Genomic DNA, 24,932 nt, shown 5'->3' on the forward strand with positions numbered 1-24,932 from the left:
TCGAACTGGCGGCCATGGTAAGCAAAGAGTCCGAAAAAAGGCGGAGGTCACGACCTCCGCCTTTTCATTTGCGTTCGCCGGCGGGATCAATGCGCGACGTCGGACCAGACGCGCTTCTTGGCGAAGTAAACCAGACCGGCGAGCAGGAACAGGAACAGCATTACGCGCAGGCCGACGCGCTTGCGCACCTCCAGGGTCGGTTCCGCCGCCCAGGCCAGAAAGGCGGCCACGTCCTTGGAATATTGCGACAGGGTCGTCGGCGCGCCGTCGGTATAATCGACCTGGCCGTCGGCCAGCGGCTTGGCCATGGCTATCTTGTGGCCGGGGAAATAGAGGTTCCAGTTCGGATCGTCCTCCTTGGTGTAGCCGTGGAGAATGGCGTAGATCAGATCCGGACCCACTTCCTGATAGATGCCGAGGCCTGGAATCGGCAGCGCGTCGAACACGAAATTGGGGAAGCCGCGCTCGAACTTGATCGACTTGGCGATCAGCGACATTTCCGGCGGCACCGCGCCAAGCGCCGCCGCGGCCGCTTCCGGGTTGGGAAAGGGCGGCGGGAAATAATCGGAGGCGCGGCCGGGACGGTCGAACATGTCGCCGGCCAGATTGGGGCCGTCGTGGATGGTATAGGTCGCCGCCAGCGCCTTAACCTGATCTTCGCTGAACCCCGGTCCGCCCGGCTGGCCCAAGGTGCGGAACGGGATGCGCAGCTCGTGGCAATTGGAGCAGACTTCCTTGTAGACCTTGAAGCCGCGCTGCAACTGCGGCTTGTCGAACGTGCCGAAAAAGCCGGAAAAACTCCAGTTCTGGCGCTCAGGACTGGGTGCTTCGGCAAATCCGGGCGGCTCTTCGGCGCGCAGGACGGGAGAGGCGATCGCAACGGCGGCGAAAACGGCGGCCGCGACAAATCCGATTTTCCTGGTGAAAGCCATGGTCTTGTTGTCCCTCGAAATCGGCCGATCAGCCCTTGGTCTGCGGAGCGGAGGCGGCGCTCGCCGCGACCGATGAAGCGGACCCAGTCCTTGCGAGCACGGCGTCGGCGATGGAGGCCGGCACCGGCGTGGTTTTTTCGAAAAGGCCGAGCAGGGGCAGGACGACCACGAAGAAGCCGAAATAAACCACTCCGAGAATGCGCGCCGCCAGCACATAGCCGCCTTCCGGAGGCATGGCCCCGAGATAGCCGAGTCCAATGCCGCTCGCCACGAAGATCCAGAAGAATATCCGGAAGATCGGACGATATTTGCCCGAGCGCACTTTCGACGTGTCCAGCCAGGGCAGGAAGGCGAGGATGGCGATGGCCGCGAACATGGCGATGACGCCGGCGAGTTTGTTCGGGATCGACCGCAAGATCGCATAATAGGGCAGGAAATACCATTCCGGCACGATGTGCGCGGGCGTCTTCATCGGATTGGCGGGAATGTAATTATCCGCGTCGCCGAGATAGTTCGGGATGTAGAAGATGAACCAGCAATAGAGGATCAGGAAAAATGCGATCCCGACGCTGTCCTTCATCGTCGCATGCGGCGTGAACGGCACGCAATCCTTGTGGATGTCCTGTACTTCGACGCCGTCCGGATTGTTCTGGCCACAGACATGCAGCGCCCAGACATGGAGGGCCACCACGGCGACGATCATGAAGGGCAGGAGATAATGCAGGGCGAAGAAGCGGTTCAGTGTCGGATTATCGACCGAAAAGCCGCCCCACAGCCAGACCGTGATGTCGTCGCCAACCAGCGGAATGGCCGAGAACAGGTTGGTGATGACGGTCGCGCCCCAGAACGACATCTGGCCCCAGGGCAAAACATAGCCCATGAACCCGGTGGCCATCATCAACAGGAAGATGATCACGCCGAGAATCCACAAAACTTCGCGCGGCGACTTGTAGGAGCCGTAGTAGATGCCGCGGAACATGTGGATATAGACGGCGAAGAAGAACATCGACGCGCCATTCGAGTGGGCGTAGCGCAGCATCCAGCCCCAGTTCACGTCGCGCATGATTTTCTCGACCGAACCGAAGGCAAGGGTCGATTCCGGCGTGTAATGCATGGTCAGCACGACACCTGTGACAATCTGGGCGATCAGCATGAAGGACAGGATGCCGCCGAAGGTCCACCAGTAATTGAGGTTTTTCGGGGTGGGAAAGGCGACGAAAGAGCCGTGAGCGAAGCTGAGAATCGGCAACCGGGCTTCGAGCCACTTCACGAAGCCATTCTTGGGCTCAAAGGTTGAGAGTCCGTGCATGTGAGATCTCTCCAGATCAGCGTTCGGGACGGGCCGAGGCGCCCGGCTGCAAGCCGGGCCGCACCTTCAGCCGATTTTGACTTTGGCGTCGGTCAGGAAACTATAGGCCGGAACCTCGAGATTCCTCGGCGCCGGGCCAGAGCGGATGCGGCCCGAAGTATCGTAGACGGAACCGTGGCAGGGGCAGAACCAGCCGTCATATTCGCCCGCATGACCGATAGGGATGCAGCCGAGATGGGTGCAGACGCCGACGACGATCAGCCATTGCGGCTTTTGCACGCGGGCCGAATCGGCCTGCGGATCGGGCAGGGTCGCGATATTTACGGCCTCGGAGTCCGCAATTTCCTTGGCGGTGCGATGGCGGACGAACACCGGCTTGCCGCGCCACTTGATGGTGACGATCTGGCCTTCCGGAATGGCGGAGATGTCCAATTCGGTCGAAGCCAGCGCAAGAGTCGAAGCGTCGGGGCTCATCGAGTTAATCAAGGGCCAGACGGCGGCGGCGGCGCCGACGGCGGCGACCGCCCCGGTGGCGATATAAAGGAAATCTCTGCGGGTCGGTTCGACCGTCGTTGCGGTGGCCAAGTTTTCGTCCCCAAGGTTTTGAACCCGACCCCGCGCCCGAGGCGCCGGCGGCTCGCTTCGCCCAATCCGGCGAAGCTGTTGACATTACTTACGCGAGTCCGGCCGGGCCGGTCGACGCACGGCGAAAAAAATTTCCGCAACGAGCGCCTCCGCCTGCCGGCGAGCGGCGCGGTCGAGGGGAAACCATGGCGGAACCTGACTGAGCAAGCATCGCTATTTGGCATCGTTCCGACGCCTTGTCCATAGTATATCCTGTACGTCAGGTTTTGCGCCAGACCGCTTTGGCGCCATGCCCGCCCCCGATTTGGCTCCGCTGGACCCGGCCGCCGCAAAAGGCGCCGAAGTTCCGGGCAAAGGTCGCCGCTGCAAACGGCGACGCGCCGGAAGGTGGAAAGCTTGGCGGCGCGGCGCGGCGATGCTATCGAGCGCCATGGTTTCGCAAGTCCCTTTCTGTCTCGCCCTTTACCAGCCGGACATTCCGCAGAACGCCGGCGCGATGCTGCGTCTGTGCGCCTGTCTTGGCATCGACGCCGCGTTGATCGAACCGGCCGGCTTTCCAATGTCCGACCGCCATTTCCGTCGCGCCGGCATGGATTATCTCGACCATGTGCGCATCGACCGGCACATATCCTGGCGGGCGTTCGAGCAATGGCGTGCGGCAAAGGGTCGCAGACTGGCGCTGTTGTCGACGCGCGGCGAAACATCTTACGCGGATTTTGCCTTCGCGCCCGGCGACGTCATCATGGTCGGACGCGAATCGGCCGGGGCGCCGGAAGAGGTTCACGCCAGCGCGCAGGCGCGGCTGCGGATTCCGTTGCGCGCCGGTCTGCGTTCGCTCAATGTCGCGATGGCGGCGGCGATGGTTCTGGGCGAGGCGCTGCGCCAGACCGGTAGCTTTCCGCCGGGGAATTTTGTGCATCCGCAGGGAGATTTTTGGTGAGCCTTTCCGAACTGGAAGCCCGCAAGACGGCGGCGTCAGAATGGTTTCTGGCGCTGCAATCGCGCATCGTCGCCTCATTCGAGGCGCTGGAGACGCGCGGGGACGCCATCCTCGCCGAACCGGACGCCGCCCCGGGAAAATTCACGCTTTCGCCTTGGCAGCGCACGAATCATGACGGCGCGCCGGGCGGCGGCGGCCGCATGGGCCTGCTCAAGGGGCGGATTTTCGAAAAGGCCGGCGTGCATTGCTCCGTCGTTCATGGGACTTTCGCGCCGGAATTCGCCGGGCAGATTCCCGGCTCCGACGCCGACCCGCGGTTCTGGGCGGCGGGCATCTCGCTGATCGCCCATCCATGGAACCCCAATGTGCCGACCGTGCACCTGAACACGCGTCTGGTGGTGACGAGCAAACACTGGTTTGGCGGCGGCTCCGACCTCACGCCGGTGCTCGGCGCCCGGCGCACGCAGGACGACCCCGATACGCTGGCCTTCCACGCCGCCATGCAGCAAGCCTGCGCAGGCCACGCCATCGCCGACTACGCGCGTTACAAGGCGTGGTGCGACGAGTATTTCTTCCTCAAACACCGCAACGAGCCGCGCGGCATTGGCGGCATTTTCTACGATTATCTCGAAGCCGGCGGCGAGGCCTTCGATCCCGCCTTCGCCTTCACCCGCGCCGTCGGCGAGGCTTTCGATGGCATTTATCCGAAAATCGTCGAAGCCAATATGGGCAAGAGCTGGACGCCGGCGCAGCGCGAGGAGCAGCTGGTGCGGCGCGGACGCTATGTCGAGTTCAACCTGCTTTACGATCGCGGCACGATTTTCGGCCTCAAGACCGGCGGCAATGTCGACTCCATTCTGTCATCCATGCCGCCTATCGTGAAATGGCCGTAAGACTTCCGGGCGGCGCCATCCGCCGGACGCAGACAAAGACCCCAAACAGCGAGCAAGGCGATGGAATTCAAACCCGGCGAAATCGTGCAGTTGAAATCCGGCGGCCGCAGCCTGACCGTGGTCCGGCAGGTCAAGGAAAACGTCGAAGTGATCTGGTACGCGGACGCCGACGACGTCGTGCGAACGGCGACCGTCCCCGCCGTCTGTCTGGCGCTGATCGAATTCGCCGACGACGAGGACGAACTCGACGACGAGTGAGTGTGCCGGGCCGCCCGACTTTTCGGGCGCGGTTCAAGGATCGGGCGAAGGGGTTGTGCGCGCGACTTGGCGTTTCACGCCGCTTCTCGTCTTGCGGGGACGGATAAACCGCGCTTGTGCGTTCAATACCCGAACCCGGAAGTCTTGATTTCCGGGTTCGGGTCAGGAGCGAACGTGACGCCGAGCTTAAGCGAGGGATTCCAAAATCGCGACGGGTCGCGATTTTGGAGGCTTGGTATCGGACACCGCAATATGTAGAGGGGGCCGCGCGCTCGTTGCAACGGCAAGGATCGGCGGAAAGCCGTCGTCCGGGAATGCGGGCGGCAAAGGCGAGGATGCGCCATCAACGCAAGTCGCCATGCGCGAAACGAAGAAGGATAGCCGCCCGAAGGCAGTTCGCAATTGCAATCCTGATTATGATCGATCAGGCCGCCAGCAATGCCGGCTTGGATTTCCGGCGATAGGCCATGAAGGCGACGCCCGCAAAGCCGAGCAGCATCGTAGCCCAGGTCGCTGGCTCCGGCGCAGATGGCGCCGACGGCGTGTAGTCGTAGGTTACCGTCTCCCGATAAAAAAAGGTCGAGGTTGCATTGCCGATATAGGACGTATTTCCCGGTAAAAGGTAGACATAGGCCAATACGGGCACATAAATTGTATTGACGAAGAATGGTCCAAACGTTGTTGACAAGTTGTTTGTGTAGGAGCTTGGCCCGCTGCTGCTGGTTTGGACGCCAGTGTCGAAAAAGCTCGGATTCCCGCTACTCGAAAATGTAAAAGGCAAACCGGCGCCCATGCCGCCATACGGCGTTCCTCCGCTGATATACAATACTGCATTTAATATATTCGTCGGAGCGCCGTAGATATTATAAGCTTGCTTGAATTCGAGCGAACCGCTGACAAGCGTCGTCAACGTCACCGAGTTGAGCGCGCCAAGCGCCGCATTGAACCCGCTTAACGTAATCAACGCATCGTATCCGCCCAGGTTTCCTGGCGGGCTATAGCCGGTAGCTGGACTATAATCCGTTGCGGGATCATAGATTAGCGCGTTTCCGGTAACGCTGCCGGTGAAGGAGACCGTGGCGGCAAAACAGGGACTGGATACCAGCAACAGGGCGCCGATCATAAAGGCTCTGAACGAAGAGGTGTCCATCCGCAAGCTCCGCCGCATTTTACGAACCGCACTGCAAAATTGCTGTAGCCGATATAAAACCATACAATGGCGAAAAAGAATAGTTTGGTCGCTGAAAACGCTTTAACCCTTGTGCGATTTTGCATCGTTGGAAATCGAGCGCAATAGCGAAAGTTGCTGGATTTTGCGGCATCTCAAGGACGGCTCCTCACTGCCGCCGCAGATATCCGCGTTGATCGACCGCGCGGAGGGCTGCTGTTCGATGAAAATCCGTTTAGGGTCGGATTGGGACAATCTGGCTCTCCGCCATTTCTAAAAGGAGCGCCTGTGCGCGTCCGCCTCAACGGGACAGGCGCGCAATCGATAGGCCTCCCGCCGCCGCGCCCAATATCAACGCTGGAATCGCGAGGTCGGCAGGTCGAAATCGGCCGGCCGGCCTTCGGGGACGAAGACGCCGTCGTCCCTCATCCGGCCGCGCGCGGGCGGCGGCGGCGGAGTTTCGAGGACAGCGGGCGCATGAAGCGCCAGCGGCCCGGCAGCCAAGGCTCCGGAAGCCGCCTGCCCTGAAGCCGCCGTCCGGCGGGGCGGCAGGGGCGGCGCCTGCGGCGCGGAAGGGTCAATGCGCGGCGCTGGCGGCGGGTAGGGGTCGATGCGCCGCGCCGGCGCGGCTTCGATGGTCGCGGCGGCGAGGGCCAGATCGGGACCCGAACGGCTGACGTAGGCGGGGCCATTGGGGACGCCGACCTGCGCGATGTCGAGATCGTCGTCGATATCCGGCGCGTCGGGCAGACTGTCCTTGCGCGACGGCGGCTCGGTCATTTGCGGCGCCGGCTTGCAGATGCGGCGCGGTCCGGTCGAGGTCATGCCGTGCTGCGCCAGATCGACGTGAATGTGGTTATAATGAAAAAGGTTGGAGCCTGGGCTCAGCACGGTGGCGAAATGGCCGCAGGCGCCATTATGCACGTCGTGCAGGAAAGCCCGGGTCTGCAAATCGCCACGGGTCCAGTCGCGGGCCAAAATGATTCTGCGCCCGTCGGCGAGTTCGAACCCTCCGATGTCGATAGCGTTGCCGAAGGAATGTTCCGACAGCCGCGCGCCCATCTGGTTGTTCATGCCCCGGCAATTATAGGCGCCCATCGAATCGAGCTGCGCCACCGGCGCGCCGAAACGCGCAACCGCCGCCGGCTGCACCACCTCGTAAAGCCAGGCGTCGAGTTCGGCGACCATCGGGCAATCGAGCGTCTGGGTCGCGTTGAACAAGACCGTGCCGCCCAAAAGCGCCGTCACTTTCAGAGGACGTGTCAGGCCGCAGATCGAGGGGCCGTCGATTTCATGCGAGGCCGGCTGGATGTAGTTCGACAGCGTGACGCGCCTTTGCGCGAAACAGGCCGCCTCCGCCCGCGTGCGCCAGGCCGGGCGCTCGGCGCGTTGAAACTTCGAGCACCCGGCAAGGGCGCCGAGCGCAAGCAAGAAGACAAGGGCTATTTCGCCATGGCGCGCCATGATGCATTTTCTGCAACCGGCGTGTTAATCGGCGCTGAAGCAAAATAGTTAATGTTGAAATTTAACCGACTGCGGCATGCGACTCCACCGCGCAAAGCATTTTTCGTTCGGGCGTTCCGACCGTCGACACGGCGGACAGATAAAAAACGGCGGCCCTGAAGCCGCCGTTCATCAGGCAAAAGTTCAGCTTTGCGGCGCGACCGGGCCCTGGCTGGCGCGGCTGGCCATGAAGATTTCGAATTCCTCGCGGTCCTTGGCGCGGCGCAGACCTTCGAGGTAATCGTCGAACGCCTTTTCAGCCTCGAAAATCTTGCGCCTCTCCTCTTCGAGACGCTTCAGTTCGGCCTTGCGCCAATCGTCGAAAGCGGAATTGCCGCTCGACGGCCATTCGCCGGAAAACTGGCGCGCCATGTCGGCCAGTCCGCTGCGCTTTTCGAATCCGCCCCATTGTTCCTGGGCGAATTGGCCGAAGTCGCCGGCATAGGCGGTTTTCGACTGGTAGATTTTCCATCCCAGTATGGCGAGGCCGGCGGGGAAGAAAAAGATGAAGCCGAGAATCATCGCCATAAGTTCGATCGGCTTCCAGCGCATGCGTCCGCGAGGCGAGGCATGCGTCCGGGAATAAGCCGAGGCATAGGCTCGGTTAGAACAGCTCATGTTACAGCTCCGTTCATCGCCGGCCCCCAACGGCTGCGATGTGAATGTAATATACATTTACATCGTAGCCCTTTCCAGAGGCGCGGCGAAAAAATTTTGCGATCACTTTTTTGGAGAAATATCTTCCCTCGGAAACACCGGCTTTACGCCAAGCGACTGACGGATTTCGCCTTCGACCAGAGCGGCGACGGCGGTTTCGAGCACGGCGCCAGCCTGCGCCGCCTCACCGCAAAAATGGCCGGCGAGCAGGAGTTCGACGACGCCATGGGTCATCGCCCAGATCTGCACCGCGAGGCCGCGGGCGTTGTTTTCCGGAGCGCAGAAATGACGCAACACGGCGACGGTGGTGCGCACCAGTTCGTCGAAGGCCTTTTGCGCCGCGATTTTGGCGTCGGGCGGGGCGGTGGGCCCGGCCAGAAAGCCGGCGTCGCCGAACATCGCCTTGTAAAGGCCCGGTTCGGCCTTGGCGAAAGCCAGGTAGGCGTTGCCGCGCCGGCGGAGCGCCGTGACGGGATCGGGACGCCCGCTGTCCCAGGCGCTGCCGAGCTTTTCGTTGAAATGCTCGAACCCCTCCTGCGCCAGCGCCGCCACCAGGGCGTTGCGGTCGGCGAAATGGCGATAGGGCGCGGCGCCGGTGACGCCGACGCGCTTGGCCGCCTCGGCCAAAGTGAAACCGGCCGGGCCGCGTTCGGAAATCAGCCCCCGCGCGGCCGCAAGCAGCGCCTCGCGCAGCCGGCCATGGTGGTAGCCGCGTCCCTTCTTGCCGAAGCCGCCCCCGGCCGACCAGCCGCATCCGTCCGTTTCGGCGCTCATCGAACATCCTGTCCGCCGTCGCGAAGAGGCCCAGTGCCCCCGCGGCTCGATTGAAACCTGTAAAATGCGCGATTCGCGAGCGAAACATCGATCGCAACAGCGATATCAGCCGCCGGAGAATCGAGATTCTCCGAATTCGCGATGTTTGCGCAACAAGCCGGCAAGCCGTTTTTGCACAGCGATCCCCTTGTCGCCACGATATATTTTTCTCCTGCCCAATTTTCGCCGGCTAATCCCTCTATCGATCAATGGCGCGTTTCGTCCCGGCGCCACGGTAGCGGTCGATTCGCCTTATTTTTGTGCAGCTTTTGCCGATTTGCGCAATATTCCCGCCGGTTTGCCCTTCATTTGGCATGGTGGAATGTTTTAATCATTATTACATTATTAAGACGTAAACTCTCGGTTATGTCGGAACGGTCAAGTGGCCCTGGAATCAAGGCTGTTTCGTCGAAAATGTCCATCCGGTCAAAAGACGCGCGTTCGGCCGAAGCCTTTGGAGAACCCGATGATGTCGACCATGGTAAAAATAGAAATCCTGTCGATCTGCGCCGCTTTCGCGTTCATCACCAGCGTGCTTGTCGCGGTCTGGTAAAAAGCGGTCGCGCGGCCAGTCCGACCGGTCGCACGAAAAACCGACGGCGCACGAAATGGCGCGCTTGCTCCTGGCGCGCAACACGTCGCCGTCCACCAAGGGCGTCTGGAAAAGTTCCAGACGCCCTGTTTTTTTTAAAGGCCTTTTTTTTGCGGGTTGCCGTCGCGGAACAGTCTTTGGCCCGGCCCTCAGGACTGCCTGAAGCGCTGGCTGGCCGCCTGCTGGAACAGCCGATCCTGCGACATGGCGAGCATTTCCATCTTTCGAAGGTTGATCGGAGCGAGATTCATCACCGATTCAACCCAGATGTCGGTGATGTCGCGCAGTTCCTCGCGAGTCAGCGGCGCGATCCGCCGCCGCACCTTGCCGATGGCCCCCAGCAGCGCGTGGCGCTTGCCGTTGTCGGCGATGAACCTTTGGGCGCGCGCCTGACCCTCGCCTTTTTCGGCGAGGATGTCGATCAGGCCCATCTCATGCAATTCCTCGGCCTTGCACATGCGCCCGGACAGGATCAGCTTTTCCGCGCGCGCCGGATCGAGTCGGCGCGACACGAGGCTATAAGCGCCCATGCCGGGGAAAGTCTGAAACAGGGCTTCGGGAAAACCGAGATTGACTCCCCGTTCGGCAATGACGAACTGGCAACTCAGCGCCGCCTCGAAACCGCCGCCCAGCGCGTCTCCTTCCAGCAAGGCCATGGTGACGACCGGCGAATCGAAGCCATGGTAATTCTCATAGATCGCCTCGACGCAGGCATAGGCGTATGAGCGCAGGCCCTCCGTGTCGCGCGCGCGCACGCGGTCGACAAAGAAAGGCAGGTCGCCGCCCATGCTGAACACGTCGGGCCGCAGCGAACCACCGATGAAGAATTTGATCGGCGGTTCGACGAAATCATTCTGCTCATACAGGGCGCGGATGTCGGCGTTCAGCGCGTTGAGTTCCTGCAGCAAAGGCAGAGTCCAGCTCACGGTGTTTTCGTGGCGCATGGCGCACCAAACGGTTCTGGAGACCGGATCGAACCGTACATCCAGCATGTGTCGCGGTTTGGCCAGAAAATCGAGACATTGCGGCAGCGCCTCGTCGCGGGTTCCGCCCGGCGTTGGCGGATCGCCCAGTGGGCTGGGAACGGGCGAAGCGGTACGCACAGACAAAAACTCTAAAGACTGGATCATGACTCGAACATTCAAGCGAGATCAGGGGCACGATAGAAAAGCTTAACAAACCTTTAAAGCCCCAAATGTTATTTTGGGACGCCAAAGCCAAAAACAGCCAAAAATTTATATCAGAAATTATTGTTTTTAATCAGTAGTTTAAAATGCATATACTGCTAAAGGCGCGACGCCTCGCCCCCCCGCGCGGCCTCGATCAGCGGCGCGCCGAAGCGCGCGAGCTGGCCGCTTTCGTCGCCGCAGCGGGAGACCAGTTCCGCCAGATCGACCGGAGGCGCGTCGATGAGGCTCGCCAGCGCCGCCTCATCGATAAGCCGCGCCGGAGCGACGCCGGCTTTCCGCGCAATCGTCAATCGCGCCTCGCGCAAGGCGCGAAGACGGCGCGTCTGTTCAACATTGCGCGCCGGTTCGGGCGGGGAGGGAACAAAGGGCGCCGCGAGTCCCGCCGCCTCGGGCTCGTCCGGCGACGGCGCGCGCGACAACCGCGCCATTCCCGACGTGATGGCGCAGCGGGCCAAAGCCCGCGCCTCGCTCGGCGCCTCGCGCGCCAGCCGCGCCAAACGCCGCGACAAGTCGAAACGCCCAAGAAAACCGGACCGCCGCCGGCAATTGTCGCATTGGCCGCAGGCCGGGCTCTGCTCCCCCAGCGCCGCGAGCAGGCGTTGCTCCCGGCAATCGCCGGCGGTGAAATATTCGGCCAGGATTTTCATGCGCCGCGCCGAGACCGGATCGAGACGCGCCAACTCGAATCGCGCCGCGCGCAATTGCGACAGAGTTTTCGGCGCATAAAGCGCGATGGCCTCGGCTGGGCGCCCATCGCGCCCGGCTCGGCCTGTCTCCTGATAGAGCGTTTCGAGATGATCCGGGATGTCGCCATGGATGACATAGCGCACATCCGGCTTGTCAATGCCGAGGCCGAAGGCGACCGTCGCCACCATCACCGCATCGGAGCGCGCCAGAAATTCGTCCTGCCGCTGCGCGCGCAAGCGCTCTTGCAGGCCGGCGTGATAGGAGGCCGCCCGGCAGCCGGCCTCGACCAGCGCCTGCGCCACGCGATCGGCCTTGCTGCGCGAGCCGCAATAAATAATTCCGCTGACATCGCGCCGCGCCACGACCAGATCGACAATCTGGCCGATAGGATCGCGTCCCTGCGGCAGGGCGGAAAGCGCGATGGCCTTGCGGCGGAACGAGCCGATCAATTCGCGCGGCGGGCGGGCGAACAGGTTTTCGACGATTTGCGCGCGCGTCGCCGGCGCCGCCGTCGCGGTCGTCGCCGCCATTTGCGGAAAGCCCAGAGTCCTGGAGGCCTCGCCGATCCGGGCATACTCGGGGCGAAAATCATGACCCCATTGCGCGACGCAATGGGCCTCGTCCACCGCCAGCAGGCGCACATCCGCCGCCCGCAGAAATTCGACCGTTTCCGGATCGGCGAGCCGTTCCGGCGAGAGATAGAGCAGGCTCAAAGCGCGGCGCTCGACATCCGCGCGGATCCTGGCATAGGCGCCCGTCGCCATATCGGCATGAAGCGCCGCCGCCGCAATTTCTTGCCTTTGCAGCTTCTGCGCCTGGTCGCGCATCAGCGCGATCAGGGGCGAGACCACCAGGGTCAGGCCGGGACGCAGGATCGCGGGCAATTGGTAGATCAGCGATTTGCCGCCGCCAGTCGGCCAGACGACGAAAACATCCTCGCCGTCGAGCACGGCTTCGATCGCCTCGCGCTGGCCGGGCAGGAAATCGTCGAAACCGAATTTTTCGCGCAAGATTGTCCGCGCCGCAGCCAAATCAGCCATCGCCGTCAGCCACGGAACGAATCGCCATTTTACGGCTTTCTTCAGCCCCCCCGCCCGCAAAAATCGGCGCCCCCGACGAAAAGGGCGCCAAAGTCGAAAGCAACATTGCCGCGCGCCCGATTGTCATGAACCGATCCAAAGCCTAGATTGTCGCCGCGCCGCGCGATGGCCGGTCGCAGGCTGCACTATTTTGCACCGATTCGGGCGCCTAGTCCCGACCGCAAGGAAGGAAAACAAGCATGAAACTGATCCAGGCTCTGTCGGCCGCCGCCATATTTGCGACGATGTCCTCGACCGCCTTCGCCGCGGCCGGCGACCCCGAAGCGGGCGCCAAGGTTTTCAACAAATGCGCCGCCTGCCACAAGGTCGGCCCCGGCGCCAAGAACGGCGTCGGTCCTGTTTTGAACGGTCTCCAGGGACGCAAGAGCGGAACCGCCGAAGGCTATACCTATTCCGACGCCAACAAGAATTCAGGACTGACCTGGGACGAGGCGACGTTCAAGGAATATATCGCCGGGCCGCAGAAGAAGATTCCCGGCACGAAAATGACCTACCCCGGCCTGCCGGTAGAGGCCGACCGCGACAACATCTGGGCCTATCTCATCCAGTTCAAGGCCGACGGCTCCAAATAGGGTTTATCTGAAGTAACGTCGTTCGGACGAGATGGCGAGGGTTCTTCCCTCAAATCGATGTTCTGAACCATTGGAGCGGGCCGTTGCCCGCTCCAGGCATTTTTGGAAACATTGGAGCGGGCTCTTGCCCGCTCCAGGCATTTCTGCGGGATGACCGCCGGCTCGACCCGGCGTGCAGGCGACTCAAGAGCAACGGACCGGCCGGCGCCCGCTGCAACAGACGAAAGCGGCATGTCGCGCCCGATTGTCATGCGCTCTGCCAAAGCCTAGATTGCGGTTGCGCCGCGCGACGCCCTGTCGACGGGCGGCGCCAATTTGCACCGAATCGGGCGCCAAGTCCCGATAGCAAGGGAGGAAGCAAAGCATGAAACGGATACATGCCCTTTCGGCCGCCGCCATCCTGGCGATGGCCTCCTCGACCGCCTTGGCCGCCGGCGACCCCGTTGCCGGCGGCAAGGTTTTCAACAAATGCGCTTCTTGCCACAAGATCGGCCCCGGCGCCAAAAACGGCGTCGGCCCGCAATTGAACGGCCTCGTCGGCGGCAAGGCCGGCGGCTACGAAGGCTTTGCCTATTCCGACGTCAACAAGAATTCCGGCCTGACCTGGGACGAGGCGACTTTCAAGGACTATATCGCCGCGCCGCAGAAGAAGATTCCCGGGACCAAAATGTCTTTCCCCGGCCTGCCGGCTGAGGCCGACCGCGACAATCTCTGGGCCTTTATCTCCCAGTTCAAGGCCGATGGCTCCAAATAGGCCGTTTCGGGCCTTGCCCTGTATTCGACTCCGGTCGCGCCTGTCGCGGTCGGCTTTTTGTTGCTGGCGCGGCGATTCCGCAAATTGGCGCTTTCCCTTTGCCGGCCGAAGTCTTAAACGGCGCGGATGACCGATCTGTCGCTCGATTATGCGCTGCAAACCGCCGCCGATCTGCCCGCCATCCGCAAGCTGGAGGCGCGCGCCTTCGGCCCCGGCCGTTTCGCCAAGACCGCCTACCGCCTGCGCGAGGGCGTGGCGCCGGACTGGACCCTGTCCTATCTGGCGCGAATCGGCGGGATGCTGGTCGGCGCCAATACCCTGACCCGCATCGCCATCGGCGGCGCGCCGGCTTTGCTGCTCGGCCCGCTCACGGTCGAGGAGGCGTTTCGCACCCGCGGCCTCGGCGAGGCTCTGGCGCAAAAATCGCTCGACACCGCCAGGGCCGCCGGCCACAAACTGGTCATTCTCGTCGGCGACCCGCCGTTTTACGAACGCCTCGGCTTTTCGCGCACGCCTTTTGGCCGTTTCCAGTTCCCCGGCCCGGTCGATCCGGCGCGGCTGCTGCATTGCGAATTGCAACCCGGGGCACTGGAAGATTATCGCGGTGCGGTGACCCTGTTTATTTAGAACCGTCGTCCATTCGGCGCGACGGACACTGCGGCGTCGCCAAAAAAATCGCTATAAAACAAGGATCTACGAGCAGGCTTTGGGTGTCGCGCCAGGCAAGGCCGGCGCGGACGCGAAGCCCTCGCCGCGCGCCGATGACAAAATCTCCCCCGGACGCCAAAAAACCGTTCCTCGCCTGTTGGAAGAATGGCGCTATTTCGCAAGACGCATCTGTGATGTAAACTCAAGCGCAAGCTTTCCCGGAGGCGCCGACAAAACAACAGAAGGCGGCGAAATGGCCCCCGCGAACGCCTGCAAAACCTGAAAAAAATCAAAAGCTGCGAAAAAAGTCAAAAAATCAAAAAGTCAAAAAATCAAAACGCGCAAAAATCGGAATATGCACTCAGGGAGGAAATGACATGGTACGCAAATTCATTATTGCCGCGGCGTCCGGCGCCGTCCTCGCGCTTTCGCCGACTTGTTTCGCTCAAGCCGCCGAACACTACTCGGATCGATACATTGCCACGGCCATGCTGTTGAATGTGGTGGCCGAGGTGAAAGTCAACCGGGAGCAGGCCTTCGACACGTTCAACCAGGGCGGAGGCCGGTTCCTGAACGGCGATATTTATGTGTTCTGCACCAATGCCGATACCGGGAAATTCGTCGCCACAGGCAACCCCAATGCGAAGGATTTGATCGGACAGGATATCCGGTCCCTGAAGGACGAGACCGGCAAGAACTTCGGTCAGGATCTTTTCGTCGCGGGACAGAAGCCGGAAGGCCAGATCACCGAGATCAACTACCTGTTCGCCAAGCCGACGGACCCGAGACCGGCCCCCAAGACGACCTTCGTGACGCGGGTGGACGAGGATTACGCCTGCGGAGTCGGCTATTACAAATAGCCCGCCCGCATCGAGCGGCGTCACGACAAGTTGTCGCGCCTCGCGCATGTTCCCGAAAAGTTGCAGACTTTTCGGAAAAGGACATGCGCTTGAATAAGACGCATGTTCCCGAAAAGTTGCAGACTTTTCGGAAAAGGACATGCGCTTGAATTAAAAAATTTCCCCGGAATTTAGGGACTTTTCGGAACGAAACAGGCGGTTGAACAAAGAGTTGGCGGGCTGAACAAGTCGTTCAGCCCGCCCTCCCCCGCCGCCCCTCCCAAGCCCAGGCGCCGACCAGCGCGCCGAGCAGCGCCAAAAGACCGAACAGGCCGACCGCGAGCGGCGCCAGTCTGATGCCACGCGCCACGCTAGCGCCGGTGCGGCGGACGCCGATATAGTCCTGGCCCGCATAGACTGGGCTGTCGCGCATTGCGACGATTCGCGGCAGGCGAATGGCGCTTCCGGACGCCTCGCCGATCCGCCGCGCCGAACCGCCGCCGGCTTCCGCCAGAGGCCGCAGTTTTTCCGTCGTCGAGACCACTTCGCGATATTCGAGCGGATTTTCCGGCCCGACATTGACCAGAGCCGTCAACTCCACAGCCGCAGAATCCCTTTGGCTCAACCGATAAAGACCTAGTTCTTCCGCGCTCAGCTTGCCGCGAAACAGCCCCGGCGCCGCCTGAGTCAGGGCGACATCGAAGTGCTTGCCGGACGGCGCCGCGACGTGGACGGTCGCGACCGTCTCGGCCAGCGTCTGGCGCTCGACCGAAACCTCCCGGCCCCTCGCGGTCGCGTGCAAGAATTCCTCTTCGAGCTCCGGCTCCTTCATCAGCCAATGCGACATGCGCCGCATCAGATCGTCATAGGGGCCGCCGCCGCGATAGCCGCGCGACCACAGCCAGCTCTGGTCGGTCAGCAGCAGCGCCACCCTGCCCTTGCCCTCGCGCGACAGCACCAGCAGCGGCGCGCCGCCGTCCCCTTCGAGCACCGGAGCGCCGCGCATGAAAACGGCCTGTTCCTGACGGAACCAGGGGCTCCAGACGGCAGGCCTGGCGCCGGCGCCCGGGAGGTCGCGGGTCACCGGATGGCGGGCGCCAAGTTGCGACAGCGCCGGTTGAAACGGCGTCTCGATCGCTTCGCCGGTCGGGCGGGCCGGGATGACCTTGCCGATGGGAGTGTAATAGAGTCCGTCCGGCTGGGCAAAATTCGGCCCGGCGACGATGGCGAGCGCGCCGCCGTCACGGACATAGCGGACGATATTGTCGAAATAGGCCGGCGGCAGCAGGCCCATGTTGGAATAGCGGTCGAACAGGATCAGATCGAAATCGCCGATTCTCGCGCCGAATAATTCGGCGGTCGGAAAGGCGATCAGCGCCAGTTCGCGGATCGGCGTCCCGTCCTGCTTTTCCGGCGGCCGCAGAATGGTGAAATGCACCAGTTCGACATTGGCGTCGGCCTTGAGCAGGTTGCGCCAGGCGCGCTCGCCCGGGTTGGGCTCGCCCGACACCAGCAAGACCTTGAGATGGTCGCGCACGCCCTCGACCGTCGCCACCGCCTTGTTGTTGACGAGCGTCAGTTCGTCCGCCATCGGTTCGGCATCGAATTCCAGCACATTCTGGCCGCCATGGTCGAGCCGCACCGGAATTTTTACCGGCTCGCCGGGCCGCGCCAGCACGCGGGTCGTCACGGCGCCGTCGCGCTTGACCGTGACCGCGACCGGATCGCCCGGCCCGTTGGTCTCCTCGACTTTGAGCGTGAACGCCACCTCCTTGCCGATCAGGCCGAAGCGCGGCGCCTCGACCAGCACGATATGGCGGTCCCGTTCGCCTTCATGGCCGGTGACCAGCACGTGCAGCGGCGCCCTGAGATTGGCGCCGGCAAGCGAAGAGGGAATATCGTGGACGACGCCGTCCGTCACCATGATCACCGCGCCGAGCCGTTCGGACGCGACGTCGGCGAGGCCGGCGTTGAGCGCCGCGAACAGCCGCGTGCCGTCGCCCTGCCCGGCGTCCGCAAGTTCGGCGCTCAAAGGCGCCGCGCCGGCCTCGATCAAGCGGATATCGACATCGCCGAGCGCCTTGAGCTGCCGGTCGAGCGCATCGCGGGCGGCGTCGGTCTGGGCGCGGCGGTCGCCGAAATCCTGCGAGGCGCTGCGGTCGAGCACCACCGCTACCACATCGTGCAGATTTTCGCGCTGTTCCTCGACCAGCGACGGGCCGCTCAAGGCGCCGAGCAACAGGGTGAAGACCAGCGCGCGCAATAGCGCGCCGCGCCGGCGCAGGATCAGCGCGGCGGCGACCGCGGCCAGCGCCAAAGCCGCGAAGACCCCAAGCAGCCAAAGCGGCGCCAGTGGCGCGAAGGCGAGACTGAACTGCGTCAAGGACCAGAGCCTTCGTTCAATGGCCTAACCTTTCGAGCAACTCATGGACGTGGACCTGATCGGCCTTGTAATTGCCGGTCAGCGTGTACATCACGATATTGACGCCGGCGCGCAACGCCATTTCGCGCTGGCGCGGCCCACCCGGATCGAGCGGATAAAGCGCCTCGCCATAAGCATTGCCGGCCCAGGCCGCCGCCAGATCGTTGGAGGCGACGATGATGGGCGAGACCCCGTCGCCGGCGCGCACCGGACGATTGGCGGCGTCGGTCTCGGGCGGCAATGCCTCGATATAGGTCGGGCCGCCGGTGGTGCGGCCGACAAAACCATCGAGAATATAGAAGGTGCGGTTGACGACATGGTCGCGCGGCGCCGGCTCCAGCGGCGGCAGGTCGATATCTGCGAGAAAACGCCGCAGCCAGTTCTGCGCCGGCGTTCGCGGGCCGCCCTCGACCTGCATCCCGGCGTCGCGGGTGTCGAACAGCACCAGTCCGCCCTGTTTCATATAGGCGCCGATGCGTTTGGCCACTGCCGCTCCCGGCTGCGGCCGTTCGGGCGCGATGGGCCAGTAGATCAGCGGATAGAAGGACAAGTCGTCGCGCGCCGGATCGACGCCGCGCGGCGCCCCGGGAACCAGCGCGGTGCGATTGGAAAGAACCTCCGACAAGGAGGTCAGTCCCTCGCGGCTGATCCGGTCGGCCCGCGCGTCGCCGGTGACGATATAGGCGAGTTTGGTGGTCAGCGCCGCGTCGATATCGGCTTGCGGAATCTTTTCGACCGTTTCGGCTCTGGACGGCGGCGTCTCCGCTGTCGCTGGCGGCGGTCCCGCGCCGAACAACACGGCGAGCGCCAAACCGGCCAGCGCCGGTCCGGCCCGCCGCCGCCAGCGACCGCCAAGCAACAGGGTCGCCAAAGCGTCGGCGAGCGCCAGCACGAAGGCAGCGATCAGCAAGGGCGGGCGCAGATCGAGGGGGCGCGGACCCGCCAGTTCGGTCCGCTTGAGCCCGGTTGCGGCAAAATCGAGCGGCGCGAGCGGCGTCTCCTTCGAGGCGGCGTTGAGCGCGCGCGGCGCGTCCGGCGCCCCATACAGGCCCGCCGGGTGATCGCCGTCGGGGACGACGACGCCCGCGCCGGGCAAGGGCTTGACGGTCGCGGCGGGCGCGACCAGCGCCCCAAAACCGTCGAGCATCCGCAGCGGCGGCAAATAGGCCGCCGATTGGGCCGCCGCCTCGCCGGACGCGCCGAGTTTGCCTACGATGCCGGCGCGATCGACGATTTTGCGCAGCATATCGACGAACAGCCCCGACAGGGGCAGGTTAGACCAATTGGCGTCGGCGGAGACATGGAAAAGGATCAGGCTGCCCGACCCGCGCTTTTCGGCCGTGACCAGCGGCGTGCCGTCGGCCAGCCGCGCCCAGGTCTTCGCCGGCAGGCCTTCTTCCGGCTCGGCCAGAATCTGGCGCGACACCGTCGCCTCCGCAGGCGGCGTCAGGCCGAAGAACGGGCTGGTCTCGTCGAACGGCGCGAGCGGCTTGGGACGGTCCCAGGACAGCGCGCCGCCCAGCGTGCGGCCGCCGCCGCGCAGCCGAACCGGCAGGAAATCGTCGCCGCCGGCGGCAAGGCGCGGCCCGGCGAAACGCAGGATCGCGCCGCCGGACCGCAGATAAGCGTCGAGTTTTTCGCGCGTCTCCGGCCCGCCGACTTGCGCGTCGGCAAGGATCAGCACATCCACGCCCTCGTCGATCAGATGGGCGATGGCGTCGGGATCGCCGGCCTTTGGTTCGCGCAGGTCGGCGAAAGGCTTGAGCGCGTCGCGCAGGTAATGCAACGGCGAGAGAAACGGCTGTTCCACCGCGCCGCCCGAAACCAGCCCGACGCGCCGTCGCCGCGCGCCCGCGTCGAGCAGGAAGGTTGCGCCGGCGGAATTTTCGAAGGCGATGTCGAGACGGGCGATTTCATTGCGTAACGGCGTCGGCAGATCGAAATGCGCGGCGGCTTCCAGCCCGGCAAAGGTGAACCCGACCTCGCCGAGGCTTGCGCCCCTGGCGTCGAAAGCCCGGATCTTGCCCTCGGCGGGGCCCGTCGCAGCGGATCGCCGCAGCAAAACCTCCATCGTCGCCGCGCGATTATCCGCGCCGGCGAGCGCCCGCACGGCGCGCAAATCGTTCAGAACTTCCGCCTCCGGAGCCAAAACGGCGAGTTCGCGCGCGAAAACCTCTCCGTCGCACCCCGTCAGCCCGTCGCTGAGCCAGACCACATGGGCGGTCGGATGGGCGTTGAGGAACTGCGCAATCTTCGGCAAAGCCGGAGCCCGCGCGGGGAGGAAGGCTTTGGGCGCAACCGCCCGCGCCTGCGCCAGCGCGGCGGAAACTTCCTGCAACCGCGGCGCCGCCGTTTCCGACAGGGCGAGCACGGCGGCGGGCTGTCCAAGCCGCCCCGCCTCCTCCAGCCGCGCCTCAACGGCGCCCACGCGAGAACTCCAATCCGGGGCGGCGGTCCAGAAATCGTCGATCAGCAGCAAGAGCGGGCCCTTGCCGGCGCTTGGCGCCCCGGCGGGCGCAAACACCGGCCCGGCCATGGCGAAGACCACCAGAACCGCCAGAACCAGGCGCAACAGCAATAGCCAGAGCGGCGTGCGCGCCGGGGTGGCGTCGGGCTTTTTCTGGTCGAGAATGAGCTTTAGCGGCGGAAAGGCGACACGTTGCGGCGGCGGCGGCGTCACCCGCAGCAACAGATAGAGCAAAGGCGCGCCGGCCAGCGCCAGCAGCACCCAGGGAGCGGTAAAGGCCAGCGGGAAAAAACTCATCGCGCGCCGTCCGCCGTCAGCGCCAGCCGCAGATGGAGCAGGGCCTCGGCGGCGGGGCGGTCGGTGCCGTGGAGGCTCAGCGTCCACCCCTGCGCCCGCGCCGCCTGCGTCAGCGAGTCGCGATGGGCTTCGAGCCGCCCGGAAAACACGGCGGCAAAATCCTCCGCCCGGCCCGCGCGCAGCAGCGCGCCCGTCTCGTCGAAAAACTCGGTCTGGCCGGCGAAGGGAAAAGCCTGTTCCACGGGATCGAAAACCATCAGCGCATGGCCCCGCGCGCCCTGGGCCGCCAGCCTTTGCACCAGATCGGCGAATGCTGAGGGCTCGACCAGAAAATCGCCGATCAGCACCGCCTTTTCGCGCGGACGCAGCGGCAGGGCCGGCGGCAGGTCTTCGAAACGCTCGCCATTGCGGCGGGCCTCGGCGATCAGCGCCACGGCGATCCGATCGACAATGTCGCGCGCCGAAATCAGCCGCGTCACGCCGAGCCAGCCGGTGCGTTCGCCGGCGCGGGCGCAGGAATCGGCCAGAGCCAGCGCCAAAATCAAGGCGCGGTCCAGCTTGCTCGGCAAAGCGGCGTTCGAGCGGAAATTCATCGAAGCAGACAGATCGGCCCAGACCCACAGGACCTGCGCCGCCTCCCATTCCCGTTCGCGCACATAGAGCCGGTCGTCGCGCGCCGAACGCCGCCAATCGACATTGGCCGCCGCCTCGCCGGCGATGAAGGGGCGGAATTGCCAGAAATTCTCGCCCATCCCGGCGCGCCTTCGGCCATGCAGCCCGCTTTGCAGCGAGGCCGCCGCCTGCCGCGCGGCCAGCGCCAGAGCCGGCAGCCGCCGCGCCAGATCGAGCGCGTCATGCCGCTTGCCTGGATCGGGACGGGCGGCTTGCTGAGGCAAAAAGGCGGGTTCTGGCGCCATCAGGCGAATCTTTGCGTCAGCTTGTCGATGACTCCGGCGACGCTTTCGCCATCGGCGCGGGCGCTATAGGTCAGGGCCATGCGATGTTTGAGGATCGGCGCGGCGAGCGCCAGCACATCGGCCTTGCCGGGCGCGAGGCGACCTTGCGTCAGGGCGCGGGCGCGGCAGGCCAGCATCAGGCTTTGCGCCGCGCGGGGTCCCGGCCCCCACGAGATGTGCCGGGTCAGTTCGGGATCGCCTTCGCCCGGCCGCACCGCGCGGACCAGATCGAGTATGATTTCGACAATTCCCGCGCCGACCGGCATCAGCCGCACCAGCGCCTGAATCTCCATCAGCCCGGCGGCTTCGAGCACGCGCGACGGTTTTGGACGCGCCTGTCCGGTGGTTTCGATCAGGATGCGGCGCTCCGCCGCGCGGTCGGGATAAGGCACGTCGATCTGCATCAGAAAGCGGTCGAGCTGGGCCTCGGGCAGCGGATAGGTGCCTTCCTGTTCGAGGGGGTTCTGCGTCGCCAGCACATGGAAGGGCTTGGGCAGGTCATAGCGCTCGCCCGCTATGGTGACATGATATTCCTGCATCGCCTGCAACAGCGCCGACTGGGTGCGCGGGCTGGCGCGGTTGATTTCGTCGGCCATCAGCAATTGCGCGAATATCGGCCCTTTGATGAAGCGGAAGGCGCGGCGATGGTCGGCGCTTTCCTCCAGCACTTCCGAGCCGAGAATATCGGTCGGCATCAGATCGGGGGTGAACTGCACCCGGTTGGCGTCGAGCCCGAGCACGCGGCCCAAGGTCTCGACCAGCAGCGTCTTCGCCAGTCCCGGCGCCCCGACAAACAGCGCATGGCCGCCCGAAAGCAGCGTCACCAGGGCTTCCTCGACTACCGCGTCCTGGCCGAAAATCGCCTGGCCGATCGCGGCGCGCGCGACGCCAAGCGTATCGAGGGCGTTCTGAGCCCTGGTCTCGATCGGCGCCTCGGACAGGGAAGCGGTTTCGGGCCGGAGGGCGGGTTCGGCATTCATCCCAGATTTCTCCATGGGCGGCGGCGCGCCAAGACTTGTTTGGCGAAGCTTTGAGTAAGATTCGATACGCAATTTGTCGGGCTTCGGCCTACCATATAGGTTGGCGCGGCTTTGCATAGAACCCGATCGCTGCGGTCGTGTTCTCCATTGGCGTTATAAAATGCCGCGAAATCATGGCGGCGGAGTTTTGCGATGAGCGAGGGAAACTTGAGGTCTGAGCCTTTGCGGGGCCTGGAGGACCTGCACAAAACGCGCGGGCCGGCGCCGGTTCATTTGTGGAACCCGCCCTATTGCGGCGAGATCGATATGCGGATCGCCCGCGACGGGACCTGGTTCTATAAAGGGACGCCGATCGGTCGCCCGGCGCTGGTGCGGCTGTTCGCAGGGGTGTTGCGCAAGGACCCCGAGCGCTTTGTGCTGGTCACGCCGGTCGAGCGTGTCGGCATCATCGTCGAGGACGCGCCCTTTCTCGGCGTGGAATTGCTGCGCGAGAGCGAGGGTCCGGCGCAGGTCTTGCGCCTGCGCACCAATGTCGAGGACTGGGTGGAGATTTCGCCGAAAAATCCGCTCAAATTCCTGCCCGGCGACAGCGGCGGCCTGAAACCCTATGTGCTGGTGCGCGGCGAGCTGTGGGCCTTGGTCAAACGCGCGCTGTTTTACGATCTCGTCGCCTGGGGCGAGTCTTGCATAGTTGGGGCCGAGGAATTTTATGGCGTCTATTCGGGCGGCGGCTTTTTCCCGATGGCGACGATGCGCGAACTGGCCAATTTGACATGAATTTTACTGAGCCGATTTTCAGCGCCGAGGATTTTTGCGACCGCGCGCGCAACAACCTCGCGCAATCCTGGCCGGAACATGCTTTCGATCCTTCGACGCGCCCCCCTCATGGCGACCATCGCCTAAACGAGCCCTTGCCCGACGAGGCGGCGCTGGTTCCGGAGCCCGCCCGCCCCGCCGCCGTGCTGGCGCCCATTGTCGCGCACGAGGGCGCCGCCACCATGCTTTTGACGCGGCGCGCCGCCGCCTTGCGCGACCATTCCGGCCAGATCGCCTTTCCCGGCGGCAAGATCGAGCCGGGCGAATCGCCGCTCGACGCCGCGTTGCGCGAAGCCCAGGAGGAGATCGGGCTGATGCGCGAAAATATCGAAATTCTCGGCTGTCTCGACCCCTACCAGACTTCGACCGGCTTTCGCGTCTTTCCGCTGGTGGCGCTGCTGCGCCCGCCGCTGAATCTGTCGCTGAACCGCGCCGAAGTGGACGACGCCTTCGAGACGCCTTTGTCTTTCTTGATGAATCCGGCCAATCATCAGCGGCTCAAGCGCCAATGGCAGGGGCAGGAGCGGCAATTTTACGCCATGCCCTGGCAAAACCGCTATATCTGGGGCGCGACGGCCGGCATGATCCGCAATCTTTACGAGAGGCTATATCGCTGAGACCGAGCCCTGCCGAGGCTTTCAGATCGAAGGAGGAAAGCTTGGCCCGTTGGAATATCGCGGCGATCGCAGCCGTTGCGGTCGCATTGTCCGGATGGAGCGCCGGGGCCGATCCATGGCGTTCCTGCCATAATTCGCGTTTTGGCGCGACCGCCGATTATCCGTCGGGATGGGAAATGCAGACGGCCCCGGAAAACAAGGACGGGCGCGTGTTCGTCTCGCCCGACGGCCGGGCGCGCGTCACCATTTCCGGAATTTTCGCGCTGGAATCCCGCGCCAGGGAATTTGCCGAAAAAGCCGAGCCTCTCGATGGTGCGACAGTGACCTTCAGTGCTCGTAAAGGCGACGGGATCGTCATGTCGGGCTTGCGCGGCGCGACTGTTTTCTACCGAAAGGCGCTGCTTTCGTGCAGCGGCGCCGTCTGGAGCAATGTTCAGATCGAATATCCGCTCGAAGACAAGGCGAAATACGATTCCCTTGTCGCCCAAATCGCCGCTTCGCTCAAGTCCGGAAGCGGCTACGATGCGCAATGCAAATGAACGGGGCGGCATTTGCCGCGCGGCGTCCGCTCGGTCGGGTCAGGTCGAACCGGACGCAAATCTGGAGTAAGTTTGGCAATGGCGCGCTCGCTTCTGGAAACCCTCGGCCTGTTCGCCTTGCCTTTTTTGCTTTATGCGCTTTTTCTGGGGTTTCGGGCGCGTCATCCGCTGGTGGTCGAGCACTGGTCGCGCGGCGCCGTGTCCTGGCTGGCGCTGGCCGGGCTGTTGCTGGCGATAGCCGGCTTTCTCGTCGCCGGCTTTTTCGACGGCCGCAGCCGGGGCGCCTATATTCCCGCTCATATGGATGAGAATGGCCGTCTCGCGCCGGGACACTTCCAGTGAAGTTGGGGAGACACTTCCAGTGAAATTGGAGAGACACTTCCAGTGAAGTTGGAGAG

Annotated in this window: 24 protein-coding genes; 11 read left to right on the top strand and 13 right to left on the bottom strand. The window is 63.8% G+C overall.

The features are described 5' to 3' along the window. Window positions 1–86: 86 nt before the first annotated feature. The 3 genes from QZY01_RS20940 to petA all read right to left on the bottom strand — a co-directional run bounded on the left by QZY01_RS20940 (window position 87) and on the right by petA (window position 2,826). Window positions 87–932 (bottom strand): cytochrome c1, encoded by an 846-nt coding sequence (locus QZY01_RS20940; RefSeq protein ID WP_294541095.1) that lies wholly within the window; start codon window positions 930–932, stop codon window positions 87–89. A gap of 28 nt (window positions 933–960) precedes the next feature. Then, on the bottom strand, window positions 961–2,241 hold the full coding sequence (locus tag QZY01_RS20945; RefSeq protein WP_294541097.1) for a cytochrome b N-terminal domain-containing protein: 1,281 nt from the start codon (window positions 2,239–2,241) through the stop codon (window positions 961–963). A gap of 66 nt (window positions 2,242–2,307) precedes the next feature. After that, window positions 2,308–2,826: a ubiquinol-cytochrome c reductase iron-sulfur subunit gene (petA, locus tag QZY01_RS20950; protein WP_294541099.1), complete on the bottom strand. Its 519-nt coding sequence runs from the start codon at window positions 2,824–2,826 to the stop codon at window positions 2,308–2,310. 430 nt (window positions 2,827–3,256) lie between these two features. Between petA and QZY01_RS20955 the strand changes: the two genes are divergently transcribed. Genes QZY01_RS20955 through QZY01_RS20965 form a run of 3 tightly spaced genes read left to right on the top strand, consistent with a single transcriptional unit; the run spans window position 3,257 to window position 4,917 of the window. Continuing rightward, window positions 3,257–3,766 (top strand): tRNA (cytidine(34)-2'-O)-methyltransferase, encoded by a 510-nt coding sequence (locus QZY01_RS20955; RefSeq protein WP_294541101.1) that lies wholly within the window; start codon window positions 3,257–3,259, stop codon window positions 3,764–3,766. Beyond that, window positions 3,760–4,659 carry an oxygen-dependent coproporphyrinogen oxidase gene (gene hemF / locus QZY01_RS20960; protein ID WP_294541103.1) on the top strand — a complete coding sequence of 300 codons (900 nt, stop codon included), beginning with the start codon at window positions 3,760–3,762 and terminating at the stop codon, window positions 4,657–4,659. The genes QZY01_RS20955 and hemF overlap by 7 nt, the downstream gene beginning before the upstream one ends. A gap of 60 nt (window positions 4,660–4,719) precedes the next feature. Further along, window positions 4,720–4,917: a DUF2158 domain-containing protein gene (locus QZY01_RS20965; protein WP_294541105.1), complete on the top strand. Its 198-nt coding sequence runs from the start codon at window positions 4,720–4,722 to the stop codon at window positions 4,915–4,917. 424 nt (window positions 4,918–5,341) lie between these two features. Here the strand turns inward: QZY01_RS20965 and QZY01_RS20970 are convergent, their stop codons facing one another. The 6 genes from QZY01_RS20970 to QZY01_RS20995 all read right to left on the bottom strand — a co-directional run bounded on the left by QZY01_RS20970 (window position 5,342) and on the right by QZY01_RS20995 (window position 12,567). Beyond that, on the bottom strand, window positions 5,342–6,067 hold the full coding sequence (locus QZY01_RS20970; protein WP_294541107.1) for a PEP-CTERM sorting domain-containing protein: 726 nt from the start codon (window positions 6,065–6,067) through the stop codon (window positions 5,342–5,344). Window positions 6,068–6,436: 369 nt separating this feature from the next. Further along, the gene (locus tag QZY01_RS20975) at window positions 6,437–7,549 is read right to left on the bottom strand and encodes an extensin family protein (protein WP_294541108.1); all 1,113 of its coding nucleotides are present in this window, start codon (window positions 7,547–7,549) and stop codon (window positions 6,437–6,439) included. A gap of 183 nt (window positions 7,550–7,732) precedes the next feature. Further along, window positions 7,733–8,206, bottom strand: a complete 474-nt coding sequence (locus tag QZY01_RS20980) for a DUF2852 domain-containing protein (RefSeq protein ID WP_294541110.1) — start codon at window positions 8,204–8,206, stop codon at window positions 7,733–7,735. A gap of 102 nt (window positions 8,207–8,308) precedes the next feature. Continuing rightward, window positions 8,309–9,019: a TetR/AcrR family transcriptional regulator gene (locus QZY01_RS20985; protein ID WP_294541112.1), complete on the bottom strand. Its 711-nt coding sequence runs from the start codon at window positions 9,017–9,019 to the stop codon at window positions 8,309–8,311. A gap of 780 nt (window positions 9,020–9,799) precedes the next feature. Next, entirely contained in the window at window positions 9,800–10,753 is a 954-nt protein-coding gene (locus QZY01_RS20990; RefSeq protein ID WP_294541114.1) for a crotonase/enoyl-CoA hydratase family protein, read from the bottom strand. A gap of 182 nt (window positions 10,754–10,935) precedes the next feature. Continuing rightward, on the bottom strand, window positions 10,936–12,567 hold the full coding sequence (locus QZY01_RS20995; RefSeq protein WP_294541116.1) for a RecQ family ATP-dependent DNA helicase: 1,632 nt from the start codon (window positions 12,565–12,567) through the stop codon (window positions 10,936–10,938). 239 nt (window positions 12,568–12,806) lie between these two features. Here QZY01_RS20995 and QZY01_RS21000 point away from each other — a divergent pair, with 239 nt between their 5' ends. From QZY01_RS21000 to QZY01_RS21015, 4 genes are all read left to right on the top strand, one after another. Further along, complete coding sequence (locus QZY01_RS21000; protein WP_294541118.1) at window positions 12,807–13,199, top strand: cytochrome c family protein; 393 nt, start codon at window positions 12,807–12,809, stop codon at window positions 13,197–13,199. A gap of 364 nt (window positions 13,200–13,563) precedes the next feature. After that, on the top strand, window positions 13,564–13,953 hold the full coding sequence (locus tag QZY01_RS21005) for a cytochrome c family protein (protein WP_294541120.1): 390 nt from the start codon (window positions 13,564–13,566) through the stop codon (window positions 13,951–13,953). Between the two features lie 126 nt (window positions 13,954–14,079). Continuing rightward, entirely contained in the window at window positions 14,080–14,580 is a 501-nt protein-coding gene (locus QZY01_RS21010) for an N-acetyltransferase (RefSeq protein WP_294541121.1), read from the top strand. Between the two features lie 398 nt (window positions 14,581–14,978). Next, window positions 14,979–15,461: a cache domain-containing protein gene (locus QZY01_RS21015; protein WP_294541123.1), complete on the top strand. Its 483-nt coding sequence runs from the start codon at window positions 14,979–14,981 to the stop codon at window positions 15,459–15,461. Between the two features lie 232 nt (window positions 15,462–15,693). Here QZY01_RS21015 and QZY01_RS21020 read toward each other — a convergent pair whose 3' ends face one another. Genes QZY01_RS21020 through QZY01_RS21035 form a run of 4 tightly spaced genes read right to left on the bottom strand, consistent with a single transcriptional unit; the run spans window position 15,694 to window position 22,562 of the window. Continuing rightward, window positions 15,694–17,823: a hypothetical protein gene (locus QZY01_RS21020; protein WP_294541125.1), complete on the bottom strand. Its 2,130-nt coding sequence runs from the start codon at window positions 17,821–17,823 to the stop codon at window positions 15,694–15,696. A gap of 16 nt (window positions 17,824–17,839) precedes the next feature. Next, the gene (locus QZY01_RS21025; protein ID WP_294541127.1) at window positions 17,840–20,626 is read right to left on the bottom strand and encodes a DUF4159 domain-containing protein; all 2,787 of its coding nucleotides are present in this window, start codon (window positions 20,624–20,626) and stop codon (window positions 17,840–17,842) included. Then, window positions 20,623–21,543: a DUF58 domain-containing protein gene (locus QZY01_RS21030; RefSeq protein ID WP_294541130.1), complete on the bottom strand. Its 921-nt coding sequence runs from the start codon at window positions 21,541–21,543 to the stop codon at window positions 20,623–20,625. The genes QZY01_RS21025 and QZY01_RS21030 overlap by 4 nt, the downstream gene beginning before the upstream one ends. Next, window positions 21,543–22,562: a MoxR family ATPase gene (locus QZY01_RS21035; protein WP_294541132.1), complete on the bottom strand. Its 1,020-nt coding sequence runs from the start codon at window positions 22,560–22,562 to the stop codon at window positions 21,543–21,545. The genes QZY01_RS21030 and QZY01_RS21035 overlap by 1 nt, the downstream gene beginning before the upstream one ends. A 192-nt stretch (window positions 22,563–22,754) precedes the next feature. Between QZY01_RS21035 and QZY01_RS21040 the strand changes: the two genes are divergently transcribed. The 4 genes from QZY01_RS21040 (at window position 22,755) to QZY01_RS21055 (ending at window position 24,876) form a co-directional block, all read left to right on the top strand. After that, on the top strand, window positions 22,755–23,339 hold the full coding sequence (locus QZY01_RS21040; protein WP_294541134.1) for a DUF1285 domain-containing protein: 585 nt from the start codon (window positions 22,755–22,757) through the stop codon (window positions 23,337–23,339). Then, entirely contained in the window at window positions 23,336–23,995 is a 660-nt protein-coding gene (locus tag QZY01_RS21045; protein WP_294541136.1) for a CoA pyrophosphatase, read from the top strand. The genes QZY01_RS21040 and QZY01_RS21045 overlap by 4 nt, the downstream gene beginning before the upstream one ends. Before the next feature lie 41 nt (window positions 23,996–24,036). Further along, window positions 24,037–24,534, top strand: coding sequence for a hypothetical protein (locus QZY01_RS21050; protein ID WP_294541138.1), 498 nt, complete (start codon window positions 24,037–24,039; stop codon window positions 24,532–24,534). 78 nt (window positions 24,535–24,612) lie between these two features. After that, a complete protein-coding gene (locus tag QZY01_RS21055; protein WP_294541140.1) occupies window positions 24,613–24,876 on the top strand; it encodes a DUF6111 family protein in 264 nt (87 codons plus the stop codon). Window positions 24,877–24,932 lie beyond the last annotated feature (56 nt).

It is taken from the genome of uncultured Rhodoblastus sp. (genome assembly GCF_903903185.1).
In the GTDB taxonomy this organism is placed as follows: domain Bacteria; phylum Pseudomonadota; class Alphaproteobacteria; order Rhizobiales; family Beijerinckiaceae; genus Rhodoblastus.